We start from the raw sequence: 24408 nt of genomic DNA on the forward strand, positions 1-24408 counted from the left end.
CAAGGCTTGATTCACCTTGTTACAGATTGCTATTGTGTCCGCGCGCCAAATACCCGTATTGTTTATCCCAATAATTCGCTGTGCACGTCAGGACGGACACCCCAGCGCTCACTCCCGGAGGGGAGGCCTCGGGCTGAATCACGCAGCCCACGCACAGGTGGATTACAATATGACGGATAAATGCGTGTATGATGGCGTATTCGCAGCTTGTATAGAGAAGAAGGTTAGCTATGGGTGAGATTAGTATTACCAAACTGCTGGTAGTCGCAGCACTGATTATCTTAGTGTTTGGTACCAAGAAATTACGTACGCTGGGCGGCGACCTGGGGTCGGCTATCAAGGGCTTTAAAAAAGCCATGAACGAAGATGACGATAGCGCGAAAAAAACCACCGCTGAAGACGAAGCACCGGCGCAGAAGCTCTCTCATAAAGAGTAATTCTCCGGCTGCGTCCCCTGGCGGGATGCGGGTGGTACGGCGAAGAGGCCGCGACGTTTGACGTTGCGGCCTTTGTCGTTTTTGTCGACGCCGCGCAGGAAAGATGCAACTAACTGTTACGGGAAGGCGAAGCGAATGAAGCGGAGAGCGCCGCTGCGCCGGGACGTGACGCAGCGGGAGAAGCGGCAGGTTATTTAACTTCCATCCCTTTAGCCTGCAGGTCGGCGTGATAGGAAGAGCGAACGAAGGGGCCGCAGGCGGCGTGGGTAAAGCCCATCGCCATGGCTTCCGCTTTCATCTCTTCAAACTCTTCCGGGCTAACGTAACGCTGCACTGGCAGGTGGTGACGGCTCGGCTGCAGATACTGGCCTAATGTCAGCATGGTGACGCCATGACGGCGCAGGTCGCGCATGACTTCGATGATCTCGTCGTTGGTTTCGCCCAGGCCCACCATCAGGCCGGATTTTGTCGGGATCTCCGGGTGCGCTTCTTTAAAACGCTCCAGCAGCTTCAGCGACCAGTTGTAATCCGCGCCCGGACGCACCTGACGATAGAGGCGCGGTACGTTTTCGAGGTTGTGGTTGAAGACGTCCGGCGGGGTCACCGTCAGAATATCCAGGGCGCGATCCATGCGGCCGCGGAAATCCGGGACCAGCGTTTCGATTTTAATCGTCGGGTTTTTCTCGCGAATGGCGCTGATGCAGTCGGCAAAATGCTGTGCGCCGCCATCGCGCAGGTCGTCACGGTCCACCGAAGTGACCACCACGTAGCGCAGCCCCATATCGGCGATAGTTTGCGCCAGCTTCTGTGGTTCGTTCGCATCTGGCGCGACCGGGCGGCCATGCGCGACGTCGCAGAATGGGCAACGGCGGGTACAGATCGCGCCGAGGATCATAAAGGTCGCGGTACCGTGGTTGAAGCACTCTGCAAGGTTCGGGCAGGAGGCCTCTTCGCACACGGAGTGCAGGCCGTTCTTACGCATCGCTGCTTTGATTCCCTGGATACGGGACGAGTCTGCCGGAAGTTTGATTTTCATCCATTCCGGTTTTCTGAGCAGAGCTTCACGCTCAGTTGCCACGTTCTTCACCGGGATAAGGGCCATTTTATCGGCGTCGCGGTACTTAACACCGCGTTCCATCACAATGGGTTTACTCATAGCGTGCGTGTTCCAGTTGCGAGTCACGAAGGAAAGCGAATTAATTCAATGAAATGTTGCAATTATCAACTATTTTTGAATCAAGAGCAGGCAGTATACCATTGAAAAGGGGCAGAAAGCAGCCTGCCTGCCCGGCAAATTGTAAAATAGTTGTTGTTTTATCCTTTTCCCTTCCGTGCGCTACGCCTTAAACGCCTGGATCACGGTCTCAATGATCTCTTTCAGCAATGGCTCTTTCCCGCTCTGCTTATTGAAGTGCAGCGCAACATCAATCTGCTCTTCCCGCAGGGAGGGGAAGTCCAGGGTCTGCAGCGGCCAGAGACGGGATACCATGGCGAACAGACGCTCGGTGGTCAGCCCCAGCATGTCGCTCTCGGCGATCATTGCCGCCTGGGTTAGCAGGTTGAAGGTGCTGAAACCGCAGCGGCGCTCGCCCATCTCTTCCTGCAAACGTCGGTGGAGGGTGGGGTAGCGCTGGCCTTCCGGCAGCAGCAGCGCAAATTCATACTTCGCGAGGGTAGTTTCATCCTGTGGACCGTCCAGCGCGGGATGCCCTGCGCGGCAGTACATCTGCACCCGATCCTGATACAGGACATGATGGCTTATCGCATGACCGCTGTGCAGATGGGTATCAATTAACAGATCCACCTGGCGCTGGTCAAGCTGCCGCGCGGCGTCGGTGAGGGCGATGTTGTGCAGCAGGATCTGCGGAAAGACCGGCTTCAGCGCGCTGGCCAGGCCAGGCATCAACAGCGCCCCCATGGCTGGCGTGGTGGCGATAGTGATCACCCGCTGCTGATGCGGGCTGCCGGTGATATCCAGCGCGCTGAGGAAAGCCTCCATACCGCGACTGATATACTGGTGAAGATGGGTGGCATAGGCGGTGGGCGTTACGCCCTGGCCTTTGCGGATAAACAGCGGATCGGGGAACAGCGCCCGCAGTTTGTTTATTGACTGGCTAATGGCCGACGGTGTGATATTGAGTATCTTCGCGGCATTGACGATACCTTTGTGTACGTACACGGCTTCGAAGATGGTCAACAGATTGAGGTCAATATTACGCAGGATGCGAAACATCTGACGGTCGTAACGTTCGTCCTGTCGGTCAGGAGATTCTGACGGCGGCGTATTCTCTGGCACGCGATGAGTCCGGTTGGGAATGATAGGCCAAGTATAGCGGCCCACCGCGTTGCCGTGCGTGACAATTGATTGCAAAAATAATGTGTTACTCGTTCAGCACCCCGCCGTCAGCGGGGCGCTGGTCTGCCCTTAACCCTGAGGAAGGTATTCGTGCGGGGGATTGTTCAGCAGCGCCAGCAGATGGGCGACCAGCCGCGGAGCGACTCTCTCCGGAGTGGCTTCCGGCTGCCACTGGCGCATTTGCGTCATCTCCATACCGGCATAGCCGCAGGGGTTGATACGCAGAAACGGCGTCAGATCCATAGCGATATTGAGCGCCAGGCCGTGGAAAGAGCAGCCTTTGCGGATCCGCAGCCCCAGAGAGCATATTTTGCGATCGCCGACGTAGACGCCAGGGGCGTCGGCGCGGGGGTGCGACTCAATACCGTATTCGGCAAGGGTATTGACGACCGTTTGCTCCAGCAGCGTCACCAGTTCACGTACGCCCAGCTTGCGGCGCTTGAGGTTCAACAGGACGTACATTACCTGCTGTCCCGGGCCGTGATAAGTTACCTGGCCGCCGCGATCGCTCTGGATCACCGGAATATCACCGGGCACCAGCAAATGTTCCGCTTTGCCGGCCTGACCCTGGGTGAAGACCGGGTGATGTTCCACCAGCCAGATCTCATCAAGGGTATCTTCATCACGGGCGTCGGTAAATTCGTGCATCGCCTGCGAGACGGGTTCGTAAGGTTGCAGGCCAAGCTGCCGGATTAGAATTTTATTGTGCTGCAAAACAACATCTCCGCCGGGAAGAGAGAATTCAGGTCGGGGAGTATATCACAGCCGTGCGGGAGGGAATGAGAAGACCCGGCATGGCGGCCGGGTCAGGGAAAAGGTTACAGCACCATCCGAACGATATCGATATTGCCTAACTCTTCGTACAGCGTTTCCACTTGTTCAATGTGAGTGGCGTTGATGGTGATGGAGACCGAGTGGTAGTTACCTTTGCTGCTCGGTTTTACTGACGGCGAGTAATCACCAGGCGCATGGCGCTGTACCACTTCCACCACCTGATCAACCAGCTCAGGCAACGCCTGCCCCATTACTTTGTAAGTAAATGGCGTAGGGAATTCAAGCAGTTCGTTAAGTTTGGTTTTCATGTCAGCTCCGGTGTTACGACAAAATAATAACTCCCACCAAGGGCGGGAGTTATCAGGTTACTTGGATGAATAGTATATGGGGATGGAAATCACACTTTCAAGTGTTCGATTTTTAACCAAACCAGTGGTGGAACATTAATTTAATGTAATCAATAATTTTACCGAAGAAATTACCTTCCGGAATTTCCTGCAGCACCACCAGCGGGCGCTGGTCAATGGTTTTACCATCCAGCTGGAAGTTAATGGTGCCGACGACCTGGTTTTTCTGCAGCGGGGCGTGCAGCTCAGTGTTATTCAGCACGTAGCTGGCTTTCAGATCTTTCATCCGGCCGCGCGGGATGGTCAGGTAGACGTCTTTATCCACCCCCAGCGAAGCGCGATCGCTGTCGCCGAACCAGGCCGGTTCGGAAGCAAACTCTTTGCCGGCTTTAATTGGGTTGACGGTTTCGAAGAAGCGGAAGCCCCAGGTCAGCAGTTTTTTGCTTTCCGACTCACGCCCTTTGAACGTCCGGCCGCCCATTACCGCCGAGATCAGACGCATCTGCCCTTCGGTGGCGGAAGCGACAAGGTTGTAGCCCGCTTTGTCGGTGTGGCCGGTTTTGATGCCGTCGACGTTCAGGCTGTTATCCCACAGCAGGCCATTACGGTTCAGCTGGCGGATACCGTTGAAAGTGAACTCTTTCTCACGATAGATGGAGTACTCGTTCGGCACGTCGCGGATCAGCGCCTGGCCAATCAGCGCCATGTCGCGCGCCGAGCTGAACTGGCCGTCAGCATCGAGGCCGTGAACAGTCTGGAAATGGGTGTTTTTCAGGCCGAGGGCGTTGACGTAGTTGTTCATCAGGCTGACGAAGGCGTCCTGGCTGCCGGCGACATAGTCGGCCATCGCCACGCAGGCATCGTTACCGGACTGCAGGTTGATACCGCGGATCAGCTGGGAAACCGGCACCTGCATCCCCGGCTTGAGGAACATCAGGGAAGAGCCTTTGAATACCGGGTTGCCGGTGGCCCAGGCGTCGTTGCCGACGGTGACCAGATCGGACTCTTTGAATTTGCCCGCTTTCATCGCCTGACCGATAACATAGCTGGTCATCATTTTGGTCAGACTGGCCGGGTCGCGGCGGGAGTCGGCGTTGTTTTCAGCCAGCACCTTGCCAGAGTTGTAATCGATAAGGATCCAGGATTCGGCGTCAATCTGCGGGGCGCCTGGGATCATCGTTTTGATATTCAGGTCATCGGCGCGGGCAGCGGAGGAGAGCGCTGCAACGGAGAGCGCCGTGATGAGTAAACGAGCGGTGAAAGAGGTCTTCATGGTCAGAACAACGGCATCCGTGATGGAGTTAAAAAAAGTGCCTTACTATAGCAAATGCTCTGCGGGCCAGCATCCGACATTGCGCATGAGTTTGTTAATGACTTTTACATGCGCAAGATGAACGGGCTGCCCGCGGCCTTTAGTTGGCGCGTGTAATAAAGGACTGCAGCTGCGCTTCGCTTTGCAGGCGCTGCTGAACGGCGCTGGCCTGCGCCTTGTCGGCAAACGGCCCCAGCTGAATACGCCACACCGCGCCGTTTTGCATGACCCGGCCTGGCACAGAGAACTGCTGGCTCAGACGCTGCTGATACTGCTGCGCCCGCGCCTGGTCGCTCACTGCGCCTACCTGCACGACAAAGCTACCGTTGGCGCTGGAGGTGCCGGAAGACGAAGCGGCAACGGCGCCGGCGGCTGCGGCGGTGGCCGCTGCGGGCGCGACGCTACCCTGGATGGAGCCGGGCGCGGTCACCGGCGCTGCTGGCGTGGCGCCGGCGGCAGGTGCCGTCGCTGCGGCGGCCGCGGGTTCGCTGCTCTCCAGCACGCCGCTGTTCAGCGGCGTTGGGGCGCCGAGGAAACCGCCGCTGTTCACCGGTGCGCCAACGCTGTCTTCCGGCTTCAGCGTGCTGTTGCTGATCGGGCGAACGTCAGTGGGCGCGGGCTGGCTCATGCCAGCGGCGTCACCGCCGTCCAGATTCGGACGGGCGGGCAGGGCGTAAGTCTGTTTGGCGACGGTGGTACAAGCCATTCCCGGGCCGGAAAGCGAACCGTCAGGCGCGACGATGATCGGGTCGATACGCACTTTGGTGTTATTCGAGGTGTTCAGGCGGTCGGCGGACGCGCGGGAGAGCGAGATAACCCGATCGTTGCCGTAGGGACCGCGATCGTTAATCCGCACGACGATCATGCGCCCGTTGGCGAGGTTGGTGATCCGCGCATAGCTCGGGATCGGCAGCGTCGGATGCGCCGCGGTCAACTGCGTCGGGTCGAAGGTTTCACCGCTGGCGGTCAGGTTGCTGTTGGGTTCCGCGTCATAGATCGCCGCGAAACCTGCCTGAGTAAAGTTTGCCGGATCCTGGACGATGTTGTAGCGCTTACCGTCGCGCTCATAATCCTGATTCGCCGTCGCGTTCGGCGTTTCATACTGCGGATCGGCGCCGCTGATCTCAACCGTCGGGCCATTACAGACGGCCGGCTGTGGAGTACTGACCGTCTTTTGTTGCACGTCATCACTCGAACATGCCGCCAGCAGCCCCGCTGCTATGCAGATCCCCAGCCATTGCTTACGCATTGCGAACCCCTTTAAACGCTTTTCGACAACATTTTTCTGTGGGTATGGATCGACATCACGATACCAAACCCGGCCATCAATACGATCAGGGCGGAGCCCCCGTAGCTCACCAGCGGCAACGGTACGCCCACCACCGGTAAAATACCACTCACCATACCAATATTTACGAAGACATAAACGAATAAAATCAACATTAAACCACCGGCCATGACCCGGCCAAATGTGGTCTGCGCCTGGGCGGCGATCCACAGTCCGCGCATGATCAGCAGAATATAGAGCGCCAGCAGGATCAGTACGCCAATCAGGCCCAGCTCTTCAGCGAGAACGGCAAAGATAAAGTCGGTATGGCGTTCCGGCAGAAACTCCAGCTGCGACTGGGTACCGTGCAGCCAGCCTTTGCCGCGCAGACCGCCGGAGCCAATGGCAATTTTAGACTGAATAATGTGATACCCCGCGCCCAGCGGGTCGGTTTCCGGATCGAGCAGCATCATCACGCGCTGGCGCTGATAATCGTGCATCAGGAAGAACCACAAAATCGGGATAAAGGCGGCGACCAGCACCACCGCAATACCGATCAGGCGCCAGCTGAGGCCGGAGAGGAACAGCACAAACAGACCGGAGAGGGCGATCAGAATCGAGGTTCCGAGGTCAGGCTGCGCCGCCACCAGCAGCGTCGGCAGGAAGATCAGCACCAGGGCAATACCGGTATTCTTCAGAGAAGGCGGGCAAACGTCGCGGTTAATAAAGCGCGCCACCATCAGCGGCACGGCGATTTTTGCAATCTCCGACGGCTGAAAGCGGACGATACCGAGATCCAGCCAGCGCTGCGCCCCTTTGGAGATGGCGCCGAAGGCGTCGACGGCCACCAGCAGAATAATACAGAAAATATAGAGGTAGGGCGCCCAGCCCTCATAGACCCGCGGTGGGATCTGCGCCATGACGATCATGATCACCACGCCCATGGCGATCTGGCCGATTTTACGCTCCATCATGCCGACGTCCTGACCGCTGGCGCTCCAGATAACCAGCGCGCTGTAGGTCAGCAGCGCCAGCAGGATCAGCACCATAGTGGGGTCAAGATGGATCTTATCCCACAGCGATTTTTTGTTCGGATTATCCGTCATTATTGATCCTCCCCTGCGGTTACCGCCGGGTTTTCGCTTGGCAGCGTGGTGTTATTATCGCCCAGCATGATGTGATCGAGGATTTGGCGCATAATCGTACCGACCGCCGGGCCGGCACCGCCGTTTTCCAGGATCATCGCCACGGCAACCTGCGGGTTGTTATAAGGCGCAAACGCCGTCATCAGTTTATGGTCACGCAGACGCTCAGAGATTCGGTGCGCGTTATAGGTTTCGTTGGCCTTCAGGCCGAACACCTGGGCGGTACCGGACTTGGCCGCGATTTTATACGGCGCGCTGGCGAAATATTTGTGCGCGGTGCCGTTGCCGCGGTTAGCCACGCCGAACATGCCGTCTTTGGCGATTTCCCAGTAGCCGGAATGGATGTCGCCTACCGGCGGCTCATGAGGCTGGACCCACGGAACGGGCTTGCCGTCTTCCACGGTGCTTTGCAGCAGGTGCGGCACTTTCACCACCCCGTCGTTAATCAGGATCATCAGCGCTTTGTTCATCTGGATCGGCGTGGCGGTCCAGTAACCCTGGCCGATGCCCACCGGAATGGTGTCCCCCTGGTACCAGGGTTTCTTAAAGCGTTTGAGCTTCCATTCGCGGGTCGGCATGTTGCCCGAGCGCTCTTCGGCGAGGTCGATACCGGTATAGTGGCCGTAGCCGAACTTGCTCATCCACTCCGAGAGGCGATCGATGCCCATGTCATAGGCGACCTGATAGAAATAGGTATCCGCGGACTCCTCCAGCGCTTTGGTGACGTTCAGGTGGCCGTGGCCCCATTTTTTCCAGTCACGATAGCGTTTTTCCGAGCCGGGCAGCTGCCACCAGCCCGGGTCGAACAGGCTGGTATTGCGCGTGATCACCCCGGCGCTCAGCGCCGAGACGGCGACGTACGGTTTGACCGTCGATGCCGGCGGATAGACCCCTTGCGTCGCACGGTTGACCAGCGGCGTGTTGGGATCGTTGAGCAGGCCGGAGTAATCTTTGCTGGAGATGCCGTCGACGAACAGGTTCGGGTCGTAGCTCGGCGTCGAAACCAGCGCCAGAATGGCGCCGGTACGCGGGTCGGTGACCACCACCGCGGCGCGGCTGCCGGCCAGCAGCGTTTCGATATACTGCTGTAGCTTGAGGTCGAGGGTGAGATAGATGTCGCGTCCGGCCTGCGGAGGCACCTCTTTGAGCTGACGAATAACGCGGCCGCGGTTGTTTACTTCAACCTCTTCGTAGCCGGTCTGACCGTGCAGGACGTCCTCGTAATAACGCTCAATACCCAGCTTACCGATGTCATGGGTCGAGGCGTAGTTGGCCAGTTTGCCCTCTTTATCGAGGCGGTCGACGTCTTTGTCGTTAATTTTCGACACGTAGCCGATGACGTGCGTCAGCGCCGAGTTATAGGGGTAGTAACGGCGCTTGTAGCCTTTGACTTCCACGCCGGGAAAGCGGTACTGGTTGACGGCAAAGCGGGCCACCTGCACTTCGCTGAGGTTGACCTTGACCGGAATCGAGGTAAAGCGATGGGAGCGGGCGCGCTCCTTTTTGAAACCGGCGATATCATCGTCGGTTAAATCGACGACGTCGCGTAGCGCATCCAGCGTCTGCTGCACGTTATCGACTTTCTCCGGCATCATCTCCAGCTGATAAATGGTGCGGTTAAGCGCCAGCGGGGTGCCGTTGCGATCGTAAATAATGCCGCGGCTTGGCGGGATCGGCACCAGCTTGATGCGGTTTTCGTTCGAGCGCGTCTGATAATCGTCGAAGCGAACGATTTGCACATTGTACAGGTTGGCGATCAGAACGCCGGTAAGCAGCAAAATCCCCAAAAAAGCGACCAGCGCCCGGCGCACGAACAGCGAGGATTCAGCCGTATAGTCGCGGAAAGAATTCTGTAATTTCATTCGCTGCTCAGTCTACCCTGATCATCATTACTCACGGTGGTACGGATGGTTGGTGGTAATGCTCCACGCCCGATACAGGCTCTCGGCCACCAGTACGCGCACCAGCGGGTGAGGTAAGGTGAGGGTGGAGAGCGACCAACTCTGTTCCGCCGCTGCTTTACAGGCTGGAGAGAGGCCTTCCGGGCCGCCGACCAGCAAACTGACGTCGCGCCCGTCCTGTTTCCAGCGTTCCAGTTCGCGCGCCAGCTGCGGCGTATCCCATGGTTTACCCGGAATATCCAGGGTCACGATGCGGTTTTTACCGGCAGCGGCTAACATCATCTCGCCCTCTTTTTCGAGGATGCGCTTGATATCAGCGTTCTTGCCGCGCTTACCGGCAGGGATCTCCACCAGTTCGAACGGCATATCTTTGGGAAAACGGCGCAGATACTCGCTAAAGCCGGTCTGTACCCAGTCCGGCATTTTGGTGCCAACGGCCACCAGCTGCAACTTCACGCATTAACTCCAGAGTTTTTCCAGCTCGTACAGACGACGGCTCTCTTCCTGCATGACGTGAACCATCACGTCGCCGAGGTCGACGACGATCCAGTCGGCGGCGGCTTCCCCTTCAACGCCCAGGGGCAGCAAGCCGGCGGCGCGGGATTCCTGAACCACGTGGTCGGCGATGGACATCACATGACGCGTGGAGGTGCCGGTGCAGATAATCATGCAATCGGTGATGCTGGATTTGCCATGTACATCAATGGCAACGATGTCCTGACCTTTCAGGTCATCAATTTTGTCGATAACAAAATCCTGGAGTGCTTTACCCTGCAAGTGTTCCCCCTGGGTGCGTGAAGATTGATAATCATAAAGAGCCTGACAGTATACCTGAACTAATGAAAAAGTCGGGTGAAATGTCTGTCGGTAGGCGTTCGCGGCGGAGTATCATCCCATCCCTCGCCGAGGATTGCATCGCCATTTTTGTAAAACAATTTCTGCAAACCTGCTTTGGCGGATGCTGCCTGGCAGCGGAGAATAGCAGCCTGCTCTGGCCTGTCAATGGTTCGGCGGGAATTCTTCTTGCGGCTGCCAGACGGCCTGGCTATTTAATACCCGCAGGGTGGTGAAATCGTCGCGAATGTCGAGGAGACTCCAGGCGCCATGGGCTATCGGAAAGTGCCACATCGCCGCGGCGGGCATCTGCAACAGCAGGGCGGTCAGCAGGCTCAGGACGCCCTGATGGCCGACGATCAGCAGGTGGTCAAGATGGCGGCAGTCGGTCAGCGTGGGGGTAAACTCGCTAACGCGGTGGGCAAAACGCTGAAAGCTTTCGCCGTTGGTCGGGGCCGCGTGCTGCCAGTCAGCGCACCACGCGGCATAGTTTTCCCCATCTTCTCGCTGGAGGTCGCGATGATGGCGCATCTCCCAGTCGCCGAAAAACATCTCATTGAGCGCGGCATGGCATTCGCGCGGGATAGCGCGATCGCCAAGCAGCAGATCGGCCGTTGTCCCGGTCCGCGCCAGCTCGCTGCAGAAGACTTTATCGAAAGGCACCGCGCGCAGTCGTTCACCGAGCGCTCGCGCCTGAGCGACGCCGCGCGGCGTCAGGGGCGTGGGGGCGTGGCCGCTGTATAACCCGGCAACGTTAGCTTCGGTTTCGCCATGGCGAACTAACCATAATTTCATGAACAGGCTCTGACAGGCGTTGGAGAGGTGGCGTTACGATAGCGCTTTTTTCGCGCCAGGCCCAGCCCGGGGTCAGCAATAGAGACCCTGCTCGCGGATGTAGTCCAGCACCGCGGCCGGCAGCAACTCGGCGCAGGACTCGCCGCGCTCAAGGCGCTGGCGAATGATCGTCGCCGAAATATCGAACCACGGGGTCTCAGCCAGGTAGATCACGCCGGAAGGGCGGTGATGCAAAGACTCCACGTCGTGGGTTAAATGGCGATCCAGCCAGCGCTGATCGGCCTCATGGGCCATGGTCAGCGGGTAACCCGGCCGGCGGCAGACAATCAGGTGGACATTGTCGAGGATGGTTTCATAGTTATGCCAGGTGGGAAAGGTGAGCAGCGAATCCTGGCCAATGATAAACGCCAGCGGCTTGTGCGGCCCCTGCTCCTGGCGCCACTCCTGCAGCGTTTGCGCCGTCCAGGAGGGGGTATCGCGCCGCAGTTCGCGTTCATCGAGCGTGAACAGCGGCTTATCGGCAATCGCCAGCTTCAGCATGTGCACGCGCTGGGCGCTGGTGGCTTCCGGCTGGGGACGGTGCGGCGGGACGTTATTAGGCATGATGATGACCTTGCTCAGGCCAATCTGATTCGCCAGGATCTCGACCGGCTTGAGGTGACCATAATGCACCGGATCGAAGGTGCCGCCATAGATTGCCTGTAAGTGAGTCATATCAACCATCAATAAAAACGTCCGCCAGGGCTTTGTGGCAGAGCAACAACGAAAGACTTTCCAGTTCGGGCCAGACGTCGTACCCGTAATCCTGTTTAAAGGTCAGTTCCGCGCGGGTCAGAAGGGTCACCGCCTGGCGCAGCTGTTCGCCGCTGAGTCGGGCGAGGGCGTCGCTGAGCAGCTGACGGCGGTTTTGCCAGACCCGATGTTTATCAAACAGCGAACGCAGCGGCGTCTGTGCCGACTGGCGCTTGAGGGTGACCAGCAGCAGCAGCTCCCGCTGTAGCGTACGCAGCAGGATCGCCGGCTCGCAGCCTTCAAGACGGAGCTGCTGCAGAACGTGCAGCACGCGCTTACTTTTACCTGCCAGCAGGGCATCGACCCAATGGTAAGGGGTAAAGTGCGCGGCATCGTTCACCGCCTGCTCAACGCGGGGCAGGGTCAGCTTACCGTCCGGCCAGAGCAGCGCCAGACGCTCCAGCGCCTGCGCCAGCGCCAGCAGATTGCCTTCGTAACAGTAGCACAGCAGCTGGCTGGCCGCGTCGTCGAGCTGCAGCTGATGCTGTTTGGCCCGCGCGGCCAGCCAGCGCGGCAGCTGCGCGTATTCCGGCGTCTGGCAGCTGACCTGGACGGCGCGCTGAGCCAGCGCGGTGAGCCACGCGGCATTCTCCTGGGCTTTGGTCAACTTACTGCCGCGAACGATCAGCAGCAGGTCGTCGTGCAGCAGACCGACCAGCGTCGCCAGCTGTTCGTTGATCGCCGCGTTGGGGCCGTTTTCCGGTAGGATCAACAGCAGGGTTTGCCGGCTGGCAAACAGGCTCATCGCCTGGCTTAAGGCGAAAAGCGCCTGCCAGTCGGTGCTGCTATCGATAGTGAAGGTGTGGTGTTCGGTAAAGCCCTGCGCGGCAGCGGCTTCGCGAATAGCGTCCTGGCTTTCCTGCAACAGCAGAGGATCGTTGCCAAGCAGCAGATAGGCCGCGCGCAGCCCTTCAGTGAGCTGCGCGCGGAGCTGTTCCGGGTACAACCGAATCATCATTGACCCAGCGTGGTGGAGACACGGTTACCCGAGGACGCCGGCGCGGTGCTGCCCGCGACCGGTTTTTCTTCCTGCTGGGTGGCTTCAACATCCGCTACCTGAACGCTTGGCAGTTTACGAATCAGCTGTTCCGCCGCTTTATCGTACATTTCCTGGATAATCATATCCTGCTCGGCGTCTTTGGCTAGCGCCGCCTGCGGGTTATCAAAGAACGAACGATAGACCTTGGTGGTTATCGGATAGATATCGTGACCCGGGATCAGGACGCTGGCATGAACGGTCATGACCATCTGATATTCCGCCGTACGACCGTCCTGGAACACCGATGCCGTATCTTTCTGAATCGACGATCCATCGAGGCGCAGAGAAGGGACATCTTTACGCAGCGTGCTGGCGTCGATCAGTTCCACGCCGTTAAGACGCAGCTGATTACGCACCGCGCGGCTTAACGGCCCGTTCGGATCGCTCGACTGGAAGATCATGGTTTTCATGGTGGTGGGCACCTTGGTAGTGCTACGCAGATGCCAGCCACAGCCGGCGGTGGCAAGCACCGCCAGAGATAACAACATTGTTACCAGATATCGCACGCTTCCTCCCGCGCTTAGCCAACGACCAGATTGAGCAGTTTACCCGGAACGTAAATCACTTTACGCACGGTTTTGCCGTCGAGATACTTCGCCACCAGATGCTCCTGGCCGGCGCGCTCGCGGACCTGCTCTTCAGTTGCGTCTACCGCAACGGTAATTTTACCACGAACTTTGCCGTTGACCTGGACGACGACGAGGGTGCTGTCTTCCACCATCGCGCTTTCATCTGCCACCGGCCACGGCGCGTTGTCGATATCGCCTTCACCGTTCAGCTCACGCCACAGGGTGAAGCTGGCGTGCGGGGTGAACGGGTTGAGCATACGCACAACCGCCAGCAGGGCTTCCTGCATCAGAGCGCGATCCTGCTCATCTTCCTGCGGCGCTTTCGCCAGCTTGTTCATCAGCTCCATGATCGCCGCGATGGCGGTGTTGAAGGTCTGACGACGACCGATGTCATCGGTCACTTTGGCGATGGTTTTGTGGATATCGCGACGCAGCGCTTTCTGATCTTCACTCAGCGCCGCCACGTTCAGGGCCGCAACGTCCCCTTTGGTGGTGTGTTCGTAGACCAGCTTCCAGACGCGTTTCAGGAAGCGGTTCGCCCCTTCGACGCCAGATTCCTGCCACTCGAGGGTCATATCCGCCGGGGAGGCGAACATCATGAACAGACGCACGGTATCCGCGCCGTAGCGCTCAACCATGACCTGCGGGTCGATGCCGTTGTTTTTCGACTTGGACATCTTGCTCATGCCGGTGTACACCAGCTCGTGTCCCGCCGCGTCTTTCGCTTTCACGATGCGGCCTTTTTCGTCACGTTCGACGATGGCGTCAACCGGGGAGACCCAGTTACGTTCGCCGTTTTCGCCTACGTAGTAGAAAGCGTCAGCCAGCACCATGCCCTGGCACAGCAGCTGTTTCGCCGGCTCATCAGAGTTGACCATGCCCGCGTCGCGCATCAGTTTGTGGAAGAAGCGGAAGTAGAGCAGGTGCATGATCGCGTGTTCGATACCGCCGATGTAGATATCGACCGGCAGCCAGTAGTTGGCCGCTTGCGAATCCAGCATCCCTTCCTGATACTGCGGGCAGGTGTAGCGCGCATAGTACCAGGAGGATTCCATAAAGGTGTCAAAGGTGTCGGTTTCGCGCAGCGCCGGCTGGCCGTTAACCGTGGTCTTGGCCCATTCAGGATCGGCTTTGATCGGGCTGGTGATGCCGTCCATGACCACGTCTTCCGGCAGGATCACCGGCAGCTGATCTTCCGGGGTCGGCAGCACGGTGCCGTCTTCCAGGGTGACCATCGGGATCGGCGCGCCCCAGTAGCGCTGACGGGACACGCCCCAGTCGCGCAGGCGGTAGTTAATTTTACGCTCGCCGACGCCCATGGCAGCCAGTTTGTCGGCAATGGCGTTGAAGCCCGCTTCATAATCGAGGCCGCTGAACTCGCCGGAGTTAAACAGCACGCCTTTCTCGGTCAGCGCCTGCTCCGAGAGATCTGGCTCAGAACCGTCGGCGGCGAGGATCACGGGTTTGATGTTCAGCCCGTATTTGCTGGCGAACTCGTAGTCGCGCTGGTCGTGACCCGGAACGGCCATCACCGCGCCGGTGCCGTACTCCATCAGCACGAAGTTAGCCGCCCACACCGGAATTTCTTCGCCGGTCAGCGGGTGGATAGCTTTAAAGCCGGTATCGACGCCTTTTTTCTCCATCGTCGCCATGTCGGCTTCCGCCACTTTGGTGTTGCGGCATTCGTCGATAAAGGTGGCCAGCGCCGGATTGTTGGCCGCAGCCTGCTGCGCCAGCGGGTGACCCGCAGCGACCGCCAGGTAGGTACAGCCCATAAAGGTGTCCGGGCGGGTGGTGTAGACGGTCAGCTTGTCGGCGTAATGGTTAACGTCAAAGGAGATTTCCACCCCTTCAGAACGGCCGATCCAGTTGCGCTGCATGGTCTTCACGGTGTCCGGCCAGTGGTCCAGCTTATCCAGATCGTTCAACAGCTCATCGGCGTAGGCGGTGATTTTAATAAACCACTGCGGGATCTCTTTACGCTCGACTTTGGTGTCGCAGCGCCAGCAGCAGCCGTCGATAACCTGCTCGTTGGCCAGTACGGTCTGGTCGTTCGGGCACCAGTTCACCGCGGAGGTTTTTTTGTACACCAGGCCTTTTTTGTACAGCTCGGTGAAGAACTTCTGCTCCCAGCGGTAGTATTCCGGGGTGCAGGTCGCCAGCTCGCGGCTCCAGTCATAGCCGAAGCCCAGCATTTTGAGCTGGTTTTTCATGTAGGCGATGTTGTCGTAGGTCCACGGCGCTGGCGCGGTGTTGTTTTTTACCGCCGCGCCTTCCGCCGGCAGACCGAACGCATCCCAGCCAATTGGCTGCAGGACGTTTTTACCCAGCATGCGCTGATAGCGGGCAATCACGTCGCCGATGGTGTAGTTACGCACGTGACCCATGTGTAGTCGACCAGAAGGATAAGGAAGCATCGACAGGCAGTAATACTTCTCTTTGCTCTCGTCTTCAGTTACTTCAAATGTACGATTTTCGTCCCAGTGAAGCTGGACTTTCGATTCTATCTCTTCCGGGCGGTATTGCTCTTGCATGGCAGCCAGTGGTCCTGTTTTCAATACAGCTACAAAATGTAGCCAATGGATGTGTTATTTCAGATCGGCATAGCATAGCCCAAACGCCAACGTCAAAACAGCCTTTCACACATTTATACAGAGATGAAAGCGGTGGAGAATATTTCACGACTCTGTGGCTTGGCTGGCAGAGCAATCCGCAGATAACGGCTATCATAAGAAGAAGTTAACCACACCGGAGGCGAAAAGATGAACAAGGTTGCTCAGTTCTACCGAGAGCTGGTGTCGACGCTCAGCGAGCGGTTACGCAATGGAGAACGTGATATTGATGCGCTGGTGGAGCAGGCCAGGGTCGAGATTAGCCAATCCGACGAGTTAACGCAGAGCGAAATCGACAATGTGATCCGCGCTGTTCGACGCGATCTGGAAGAGTTCGCCCTCAGTTATGAAGAGAGTCAGGATGAGCTGACTGATAGCGTCTTTATGCGGGTGATCAAAGAGAGTCTCTGGCAGGAACTGGCGGATATTACCGATAAAACTCAGCTTGAGTGGCGCGAGGTGTTTCAGGATCTCAACCATCACGGTGTCTATCACAGCGGTGAAGTGGTGGGGCTCGGCAACCTGGTCTGTGAGAAGTGTCATTACCATCTGCCGGTTTATACCCCGGACGTGCTGCCGCGTTGTCCAAAATGCGGGCACGATCAGTTCCAGCGTCGTCCGTTCGAGCCCTGATCGATCGGGTCTGGAGCATAATTAGTGCGTAGGGCCCGATTCAAAATTTTTACTTGTAAATTTATTAGCCAATATAACTTATATATTGGCTTTCGTTTTTAGAAAATGCCGTTCATCCTTTACATCTCAACTGGTTTGCTACTCATTTTTTTCACTCAGCTATGGATTATCGTGGAGCATGGTGTGCAGCACATCGCAGGTATCACCGCATATTCTGTTGACCAAATTAGTTTGCAATAAGATGCTCTATGCGCGAGGTGATGATGGCGATCGCTTGCTAACGGTGGATAGGCTTTGCCTGATGCAAGGCGTGACCTGTTGTGGTTAATTATCGGTGATGCGCTGTCACCAGCGCATCGCTTATTTTTAACGAATAGTATTTATTTCAGCATATTTATACTGCTGTTGCCCACCCATTTCAGAGGCATAGTTATGATAAGAGTTAAGGACCAGCTTGTTAGCGGAAATAGAGCCTTTACCGCAGGTTGCCAGATTCAAAAAGCCGCAGCGGTAGCCGCCATTTTTAACAGATCCTGTGGTCATGGTAAGAGAACCATTGGCTTTGATGGTGTTGTAGTTGGTGATATTAGCATTATTTAGCGTATTCAGAGTCAAATCTCCGCTCGCAGAGATTTGCCCTTCATTAAGAATGCCGTTGGCCGCGCTAATAGTGTTATTATAGCCATCGATTGTTGCTCTGTTGCGAACATAATTACTTTCAATATTTAGTGACTTCCCATAAATATAATAAACATTGTCTAAAACATTAGTTTTAATCGATAACGAGTTTTGACCAATAATATTACCCTCCTGATCCAAATTTCCGTTAGTGATAATCGTTACATCATTACCGGAAATACTTCCTGTGTTATAAATTAACCCCGAATTGACTTTGTCATCCTTTTTAGATTGCACGGTCAGAGTGGAATGACCCCGGAGCTCACCGGTGACTTTGAGTTTATCGCCGCTGAATTCGACGTAGGTTATATTGCCGCGCATTGAACCCGCGTTGTCAATATTGTTGGCGGAAACCGCTAACTGACCATCGGAAACGGTATTTGAGCCCTTACGGGTGGTGAGATTGCCCCCGCTGGCTACGGATAACAATTGCGTTCCCTTCATCGTGCCGGCGTTAACAAGATCGCCGGTCGCGCTGATGGCAATCTGTTTACTACTGGCAATTGTGCCTTCATTGGTCAGGGTGCCCACACTACTGAGCTGCGTAACGTAAGCAGTACTATTAATTGTACCTGTATTTTTCATATCGCCCAAAGATGCCATTTTAGCCATAAGGCCGTTCGTGTTGATGGAACCTTCATTAACCAGAGAACCATAGCTGGTCATGGCGAGCGCGGCATTTGCGGTAATAGTGCCTTTATTACGCACGCCAAGACCTAAGGTATTACCCACCATGCTAATACTATTGGCCTTGATACCGCCCAGGTTGCTGATATCAATGCTGTATTCTGGAAAGATCATCTGCATAACCGTTGCTGTTTTACCCAAGGAGTTCATTTCCCCGGTCTGGTTATTATACGTAAAATTGCCCGCGCCGACGGCTGCACTGGCGGCGGTCACGGTGCCGTTAATCGCAATGGCATCCGCAAGCAGGGCGGCATAGTTAGTGGATGCGTTCATACCTTTATCACCGATGGTGATTTTCCCTTGCGTGACCGTATAGCTCTCAATTGCGCCGGTATCGCTCAGGTTGACCTGGCCTGTGGTAAGTATTGCGTTGTTGGTGTTGATAAAACTGCACCCGGAGCAGGTGATGCCGTTGGGGTTGGCGATCACGACATCGGCTTTTTGCCCGTTAACTTCGATAAAGCCCTGCAGGTTACTCATTTTATTGGAGGTGACTTCATTTAAAATAACGGAAGCGCTGCCGTTGGTCAGATTATTATTCTTAGCGATATTACCGTGAGTGCTGTGGTTCACGTCGCTGGCGCTGTTGTTTAAAATAGTGCCGTTAGGGCCGACGTTGAATTCGCGATATAAGTTATGCGAGACGCCTGCGGCATTAGGCGCTTCAATATCAATAACATTTGCCCCTGACCTATGCGTATAGCTTGACGGGTCGGCATAAACAACGGATGAACTTAGCGCTGCAGCCAGCGCAACATATGAAACCTTAAATTTAAACATGTAATTTATTCCTTTAAATAGTAAAAAATGAATCAGTAAATTGCAGTAATGCGCCGATGAAAACTAATACCTCCACTGTAATGAAAAGCCCAGGTTCATGGCATCGCTATGAAAGTCATCAGGTTTACTGATGGGCGTGCCGATAAAAAAATCATATTGCGTAGACGCTATTTCTCCGCGGACGCCGCCGACTGCGCCTGAAAGGCTTTTTCCCTGCCTGGCGCGCTCGGTACCAATGATCCTGCCGAAGTCAAGGCCAAGATATACCTGCCGGTCGGGGGTGGGAATATTCCAGCTAAAATCATTACGCCAGTACCAGCCTTTATTGGCCGAAAGCGTATTTTCACCGTCAAAACCGCGAACCGTCCAGCGATTGCCGATATTAAACTGGTTGTCCGAAGATAATATATCCGGGCTGAACTGGGCATGGAAACGCGGCATCCAGCTAAACTTATCGCCGGTTGCGGCAAACTGCACCAAGGCCTGTATATCGGCGTGAACAATGCGCGATTGATGGCTATATAAACCGCCTTTTTCCTCAGGGGTGGGGACGGAGCTCAGCCACGGCAGGCTGCGCTGAACGCCCAGGCTGGCGTCGATAATTTTCCTGTTGAAATAGTGCTGATGGCGCACGGTAAATTCCCAGACAGGATTTTGTTTACGCATCACATGCAGCTCATCGCCGCCAAAGAAATAGTGCGAACTACTCTTCGCTATGCGCAGATCGGCGGTCGTTTTTTGTTGTCGGGTATGCGAAAGCAGGCGGCTAACGGTCGCGCTGTAATAACGGTTTTTACTTTTATAGTCGATGCTTGACCATCTTCCTTTAAACAGCTGGCGGTACTGGCTGTAGGAACCGTACAGGCTCAATGACCAATAACCAAAAGGCACGGAGTAGTAAAGGTTGCCGTTATGGTTGCCGTCGTTGTGCTGGTTGAATTCAACGTCGCCGCCTGCCGAGATGGAAAGAATATCGTTCAATGAAGATAAATCGTAAAGGTATAGCGCGCCGCCGCCCTGATAGCGACCGCTGGCGCGGCTGCCTGCGTCATCAAGCCAGGCGCCAACCTGCCACTGTTTATCCATTACCCGGGCGATTTCAATATCACTTTCGCCAATGTGTTCCCCGGGCCGCAGCTTCATATGGGCGCTGGTGCCAGGCAGCCGCTGCAGGTTAGCCATCCCTTGTTCAAGATCGCTGAGGCGCAGGATTTTACCGGTATGCGTGGGCATGGAGGTCCACAGGTTCGTCGTGGCGCTCTTCGGCGCAAAATCAATATGCCCCGTTTTGCCATAAGTCAGCGTTATTTTGAGAATGCCCCCTACTAGTGACTGAGAAGGGATATCGATCAGGGAAGTAATATACCCTTGCGTTATCAGTTCATTTTGTAAGGCGTTCGTCAGCAGGCGAATCCCATCTATTCCGAGGCAATGGCCGGGCGCCTGGGCTGCGATCTTCCCGAGGAGGGCGGTGGTTTTTGCGTTGTCCTCGGAGGTAATATCAACTTTCGTGATATACCGACAGGTCGCTTCTTCGGGAAATATCAAGGTTTGCGTTTTCGCATAGGTGCGAGAAGATTGGTATTGCTGCTGATGGGGCATTAATGCGCTTTCACGGGCTTTATCCTGTTCAACCTGGTTTACCGTTGCGGCCTCAATACCCGCCCAGGCGGTAAAGCAGGTGAGCAAATTTAAACACAAAATAATGGCCAGTCTGTTAGTGTTAGTCCGCATGAAGCAATATCCGTTTGTTTCATTGAGTCAGATTATAATTAATGGTTGTGCGCGGCATGAAATAGCCTGCGCGACGTATAGCAAGTCAATTGAAATATTATTTTCAAGAAATTTAAACTCACGGGGATTATTACAAGATGCCGTATGCTAACGATGACCTGGCGGTTAATCTATTCTACGGCCCCTGAATTCTTTGTGAAATTTTTACTTCACGTTGTGAAGCTGTCGCCTTGAGATGAAGCGATTGAAAAGGGGAGGGGCTGACAGGCGCGCACGGTGATATCGTGCGCGCCGCAGAAGTTAGTGCAGAATTTTGGCGAGGAAGTCTTTGGCGCGATCGGATTGTGGGTTAGCGAAGAACGCTTCTTTATCGGCGTCTTCGACAATCTTTCCTTCATCCATAAAGATCACCCGGTTGGCCACCTTGCGGGCGAAGCCCATTTCGTGGGTAACCACCATCATGGTCATCCCTTCGTTGGCCAGTTCCACCATGACGTCCAGTACCTCGTTGATCATCTCCGGGTCGAGCGCGGATGTAGGCTCATCAAACAGCATGGCGATCGGGTCCATGCACAGCGCACGGGCGATGGCCACGCGCTGCTGCTGGCCGCCGGAGAGCTGCGCCGGATATTTTTCCGCATGCGCCGCCAGGCCCACGCGCTCCAGCAGCTTGAGACCCTTCTTGCGCGATGACGCTTTGTCACGATTGAGCACCTTAACCTGCGCCAGCGTCAGGTTGTCGATAATCGACAGGTGCGGGAACAGTTCAAAATGCTGAAACACCATTCCGACATGCGAGCGCAGTTTGGCAAGATTGGTCTTTTTATCGTTAACCACGGTGCCATCGACGATAATCTGCCCCTGCTGCACCGGCTCAAGGCCGTTCACGGTTTTAATCAGTGTGGATTTACCGGAGCCTGATGGCCCGCAGACCACCACGACTTCGCCTTTTTTCACTTCCGTGGAGCAATCGGTCAGCACCTGAAAGTGACCATACCATTTTGAAACATTTTTCAGGGTAATCATTACACAGTCCTTTTCTTCAACCAGCTGACCAACAGCGAGGCGCTGAGGCTAATCACAAAATAGACGCCGCCCGCGAACAGGATCATTTCGACCTGGGTCCCGTCACGCTCGCCAATCGTCGAGGCGGTACGGAAGAAGTCGGCGAGGCTCAATACATACACCAGCGAGGTATCCTGGAAGAGGACGATCCCCTGGGTTAACAGCAGCGGCACCATGGCGCGGAAGGCCTGCGGCAGGATCACCAGCCGCATCGACTGCCAGTGGGTCATTCCCAGCGCCAGCGCGGCGCTCGACTGGCCGCGGGAGATGCTCTGGATGCCGGCGCGGATAATCTCCGAGTAGTAGGCGGCTTCGAACATCGAAAACGCCACCATCGCCGAGATCAGGCGAATATCCGTTTTCGGCGACAGTCCCAGCACGTTCTGCAGGAAGCCTGGGACAATCAGGTAGAACCACAGCAGAACCATCACCAGCGGGATAGAACGGAACACGTTAACGTAGGATTTAGCAAACCAGGCCAGCGGCAAAAAGCTGGACAGGCGCATTACTGCCAGCAGGGTGCCCCAGACGATACCGACCACGATGGCGATCACTGTGATCTTCAGGGTGATCACCAGCCCCGCCAGCAGGTAGGGCATGGAGGGAACGATCGAACTCCAGTCAAAATCGTACATTATTTGCCTCCCATATTGCCAGGCAGGCGAACCTTACGCTCGACCACATACATAATCAGCATAATCACCGCGTTGATGAAAACATAGGCCAGGGTGATGGCGGTAAAAGACTCCCAGGCATGAGCGGAGTAGTCCAGCAGTTTGCCCGCCTGCGCGGCCATATCGGCCAGACCGATGGTGGAGGCGATGGCCGAGTTTTTCACCAGGTTCATCATCTCCGAGGTCATCGGCGGCACGATAACGCGATAGGCGTTCGGCAGCAGCACGTAGCGGTAGGTTTGCGGCAGGGTCAACCCCATCGCCAGACCGGCGTTCTTTTGCCCGCGCGGCAGCGACTGAATAGCGGCGCGTACCTGCTCGCAGACGCGAGCGGCGGTAAACAGCCCCAGGCACAGCATCGAGGAGACAAAGAACTGAATGTTTGGGTCCAGCTCCGATTTAAACCACATGCCGATATTTTCCGGCAGGAATTCCGGCACCACCAAGTACCAGGTAAAGAACTGCACGATCAGCGGCACGTTGCGAAACAGTTCGACATAGCAGGTGCCAATCCCTGAGAGCAGACGATTGGGCACCGTGCGCAAAATACCGAACAGCGAGCCGACGAGAAAAGCGATGATCCAGGCCGAGATGGAGAGGGCGACGGTGATCTGAAAACCGCTCCACAGCCAGCCCAGGTAGGTAGTGTTGCCGAAGGGGGCCTGTTGCAGGAATATCCCCCAGTTCCAGTCTATTGACATACATGACTCCTGGAAAAAAAAGGGTAGCCATTGCTACCCTCGAAGACGGTTGTCCAGCTTGTTTCGGTATTCGCGGCGGCTGGGGAACGACCAGCCGCCGTATAGTCTGTCCGTGCTGTGACAACCATCGGGAGGGCAGGATATCCCGCCCCTGGTTGTTATAATTAGTTCAGTGCTTTGTCATTAGGTGATTTGAACAGCGCTTTCATGTCGTCCGACAGCTCGAAGTTCAGGTTAAGATTTTTTGGCGGAATCGGGTTTTTGAACCATTTATCGAACCACTTCGCCGCTTCGCCAGAGGTCTGGGCCTGGGCAACGGTTTCATCGACCAGCGCCTTGAAGGCCGGATCGTCCTTACGCAGCATGCAGCCATAGGCTTCTTTAGACTGCGCGGTGCCGACGATTTCCCAGTTATCCGGTTTCTTCGCCTTGGCGCGTTCGCCGGCCAGCAGAGCGTCATCCATCATAAAGGCCACCGCGCGTCCGCTCTCCAGGGTGCGGAAAGAGTCGCCATGATCTTTGGCGCTGATGATGCGCATATTCATTTTTTTCTCATCGTTCAGCTTATGCAGCAGGATCTCTGAGGTGGTCCCGGAGGTGACAACGACCGCCTTATCCTTCAGGTCCGGGAAATCTTTGATCGGGCCGCCTTTCTTCACCAGCAGACGAGTGCCGACGACGAAGATAGTATCGGAGAAGGCCGCCTGTTTCTGGCGCTCGAGGTTGTTGGTGGTTGAGCCGCACTCGAAATCAAAGGTGCCATTCTGCAGCAGCGGGATACGATTCTGCGAGGTAACCGGGATCAGTTTGACCTGCAGATCGGGTTTGTTCAGCTTCTTCTTGATGGCATCGACGATGGCGTTGGAGTAGTCCTGAGAGTAACCTACAACCTTCTGTTGGTTATCGTAGTAAGAGAAAGGGACGGAAGATTCGCGATGGCCGACAACGATAACGCCATTTTTCGCGATCTTATCCAGAGTGCTCTGGCCAGCCGCCGGGGCAGCATCTTCCGCCTGCGCCAGACCAGCGGTCATTCCCATTACCAGCATTGCCGTGGCCAGTTTACGTAATTGCATATCCAACTCCTTATCCGCAGCGTCACCGACGCTATTGATACCCATTGTGATTGTGTGTGTTGTTATTGGGGGCACGCATCCACGTGCCGCATTTGTATGTGTTTGTTAGCATTTAGTTTGGCTTAATGTAAAGATTTTGCTGTTTTATTGTTTATTTTTGCGAAGCGCTCCGCACCAATCGGAGGCAAATATCTTCCATT

The 24408-nt window shown here is 55.9% G+C and carries 23 protein-coding genes; 2 read left to right on the forward strand and 21 right to left on the reverse strand.

What is annotated here, in order from left to right:
• Window positions 1–230 precede the first annotated feature (230 nt).
• Window positions 231–437, forward strand: a complete 207-nt coding sequence (gene tatE, locus ABLV52_RS12055; RefSeq protein ID WP_023288827.1) for a twin-arginine translocase subunit TatE — start codon at window positions 231–233, stop codon at window positions 435–437.
• Window positions 438–627: 190 nt separating this feature from the next.
• On the opposite strand, the gene lipA is transcribed toward tatE, so the two are convergent.
• From lipA to leuS, 15 genes are all read right to left on the reverse strand, one after another.
• The gene (gene lipA, locus ABLV52_RS12060; protein ID WP_023288828.1) at window positions 628–1593 is read right to left on the reverse strand and encodes a lipoyl synthase; all 966 of its coding nucleotides are present in this window, start codon (window positions 1591–1593) and stop codon (window positions 628–630) included.
• Window positions 1594–1773: 180 nt separating this feature from the next.
• The gene (locus ABLV52_RS12065) at window positions 1774–2733 is read right to left on the reverse strand and encodes a YbeF family transcriptional regulator (protein ID WP_348890432.1); all 960 of its coding nucleotides are present in this window, start codon (window positions 2731–2733) and stop codon (window positions 1774–1776) included.
• A gap of 129 nt (window positions 2734–2862) precedes the next feature.
• Window positions 2863–3507 (reverse strand): lipoyl(octanoyl) transferase LipB, encoded by a 645-nt coding sequence (gene lipB, locus ABLV52_RS12070; protein ID WP_065882532.1) that lies wholly within the window; start codon window positions 3505–3507, stop codon window positions 2863–2865.
• A 104-nt stretch (window positions 3508–3611) separates the two neighbouring features.
• Window positions 3612–3875 (reverse strand): DUF493 family protein YbeD, encoded by a 264-nt coding sequence (gene ybeD, locus ABLV52_RS12075; protein WP_002894474.1) that lies wholly within the window; start codon window positions 3873–3875, stop codon window positions 3612–3614.
• A 112-nt stretch (window positions 3876–3987) separates the two neighbouring features.
• Window positions 3988–5187, reverse strand: a complete 1200-nt coding sequence (gene dacA, locus ABLV52_RS12080) for a D-alanyl-D-alanine carboxypeptidase DacA (protein WP_023288831.1) — start codon at window positions 5185–5187, stop codon at window positions 3988–3990.
• A gap of 139 nt (window positions 5188–5326) precedes the next feature.
• A complete protein-coding gene (gene rlpA / locus ABLV52_RS12085) occupies window positions 5327–6475 on the reverse strand; it encodes an endolytic peptidoglycan transglycosylase RlpA (RefSeq protein WP_348890433.1) in 1149 nt (382 codons plus the stop codon).
• 11 nt (window positions 6476–6486) lie between these two features.
• A complete protein-coding gene (gene mrdB, locus ABLV52_RS12090; RefSeq protein ID WP_004885876.1) occupies window positions 6487–7599 on the reverse strand; it encodes a peptidoglycan glycosyltransferase MrdB in 1113 nt (370 codons plus the stop codon).
• Entirely contained in the window at window positions 7599–9500 is a 1902-nt protein-coding gene (gene mrdA, locus ABLV52_RS12095; protein ID WP_023288833.1) for a peptidoglycan DD-transpeptidase MrdA, read from the reverse strand. The genes mrdB and mrdA overlap by 1 nt, the downstream gene beginning before the upstream one ends.
• A gap of 27 nt (window positions 9501–9527) precedes the next feature.
• Complete coding sequence (rlmH, locus tag ABLV52_RS12100; protein WP_002894620.1) at window positions 9528–9995, reverse strand: 23S rRNA (pseudouridine(1915)-N(3))-methyltransferase RlmH; 468 nt, start codon at window positions 9993–9995, stop codon at window positions 9528–9530.
• A 3-nt stretch (window positions 9996–9998) separates the two neighbouring features.
• The gene (rsfS, locus tag ABLV52_RS12105; protein ID WP_023288834.1) at window positions 9999–10316 is read right to left on the reverse strand and encodes a ribosome silencing factor; all 318 of its coding nucleotides are present in this window, start codon (window positions 10314–10316) and stop codon (window positions 9999–10001) included.
• Window positions 10317–10538: 222 nt separating this feature from the next.
• Window positions 10539–11168 carry an adenosylcobalamin/alpha-ribazole phosphatase gene (locus ABLV52_RS12110; protein WP_348890434.1) on the reverse strand — a complete coding sequence of 210 codons (630 nt, stop codon included), beginning with the start codon at window positions 11166–11168 and terminating at the stop codon, window positions 10539–10541.
• Window positions 11169–11240: 72 nt separating this feature from the next.
• Complete coding sequence (nadD, locus tag ABLV52_RS12115; protein WP_181404711.1) at window positions 11241–11891, reverse strand: nicotinate-nucleotide adenylyltransferase; 651 nt, start codon at window positions 11889–11891, stop codon at window positions 11241–11243.
• Entirely contained in the window at window positions 11884–12915 is a 1032-nt protein-coding gene (gene holA / locus ABLV52_RS12120; protein ID WP_032428664.1) for a DNA polymerase III subunit delta, read from the reverse strand. The genes nadD and holA overlap by 8 nt, the downstream gene beginning before the upstream one ends.
• Window positions 12915–13505 carry an LPS assembly lipoprotein LptE gene (gene lptE / locus ABLV52_RS12125; RefSeq protein ID WP_004885890.1) on the reverse strand — a complete coding sequence of 197 codons (591 nt, stop codon included), beginning with the start codon at window positions 13503–13505 and terminating at the stop codon, window positions 12915–12917. Before lptE ends, holA begins: the two co-directional genes overlap by 1 nt.
• A 14-nt stretch (window positions 13506–13519) precedes the next feature.
• Window positions 13520–16102, reverse strand: coding sequence for a leucine--tRNA ligase (gene leuS, locus ABLV52_RS12130; protein WP_044521615.1), 2583 nt, complete (start codon window positions 16100–16102; stop codon window positions 13520–13522).
• 228 nt (window positions 16103–16330) lie between these two features.
• Here leuS and ABLV52_RS12135 point away from each other — a divergent pair, with 228 nt between their 5' ends.
• A complete protein-coding gene (locus ABLV52_RS12135) occupies window positions 16331–16813 on the forward strand; it encodes a zinc ribbon-containing protein (protein WP_032455125.1) in 483 nt (160 codons plus the stop codon).
• Window positions 16814–17179: 366 nt separating this feature from the next.
• Here the strand turns inward: ABLV52_RS12135 and ABLV52_RS12140 are convergent, their stop codons facing one another.
• The 6 genes from ABLV52_RS12140 to ABLV52_RS12165 form a co-directional block, all read right to left on the reverse strand.
• A complete protein-coding gene (locus ABLV52_RS12140) occupies window positions 17180–18958 on the reverse strand; it encodes a filamentous hemagglutinin N-terminal domain-containing protein (protein WP_348890435.1) in 1779 nt (592 codons plus the stop codon).
• Window positions 18959–19021: 63 nt separating this feature from the next.
• Entirely contained in the window at window positions 19022–20692 is a 1671-nt protein-coding gene (locus ABLV52_RS12145) for a ShlB/FhaC/HecB family hemolysin secretion/activation protein (protein ID WP_348890436.1), read from the reverse strand.
• Window positions 20693–20992: 300 nt separating this feature from the next.
• Window positions 20993–21718 carry an amino acid ABC transporter ATP-binding protein gene (locus ABLV52_RS12150; RefSeq protein ID WP_004885898.1) on the reverse strand — a complete coding sequence of 242 codons (726 nt, stop codon included), beginning with the start codon at window positions 21716–21718 and terminating at the stop codon, window positions 20993–20995.
• Complete coding sequence (gltK, locus tag ABLV52_RS12155; RefSeq protein ID WP_002894707.1) at window positions 21718–22392, reverse strand: glutamate/aspartate ABC transporter permease GltK; 675 nt, start codon at window positions 22390–22392, stop codon at window positions 21718–21720. The genes ABLV52_RS12150 and gltK overlap by 1 nt, the downstream gene beginning before the upstream one ends.
• Window positions 22392–23132, reverse strand: coding sequence for an amino acid ABC transporter permease (locus ABLV52_RS12160; protein WP_032455129.1), 741 nt, complete (start codon window positions 23130–23132; stop codon window positions 22392–22394). The genes gltK and ABLV52_RS12160 overlap by 1 nt, the downstream gene beginning before the upstream one ends.
• 164 nt (window positions 23133–23296) lie before the next feature.
• The gene (locus ABLV52_RS12165) at window positions 23297–24208 is read right to left on the reverse strand and encodes an amino acid ABC transporter substrate-binding protein (protein ID WP_023288842.1); all 912 of its coding nucleotides are present in this window, start codon (window positions 24206–24208) and stop codon (window positions 23297–23299) included.
• Between the last annotated feature and the right edge of the window lie 200 nt (window positions 24209–24408).

This window comes from Klebsiella sp. GB_Kp056 (assembly GCF_040064755.1).
Taxonomy (GTDB): Bacteria; Pseudomonadota; Gammaproteobacteria; order Enterobacterales; family Enterobacteriaceae; genus Klebsiella; species Klebsiella quasipneumoniae.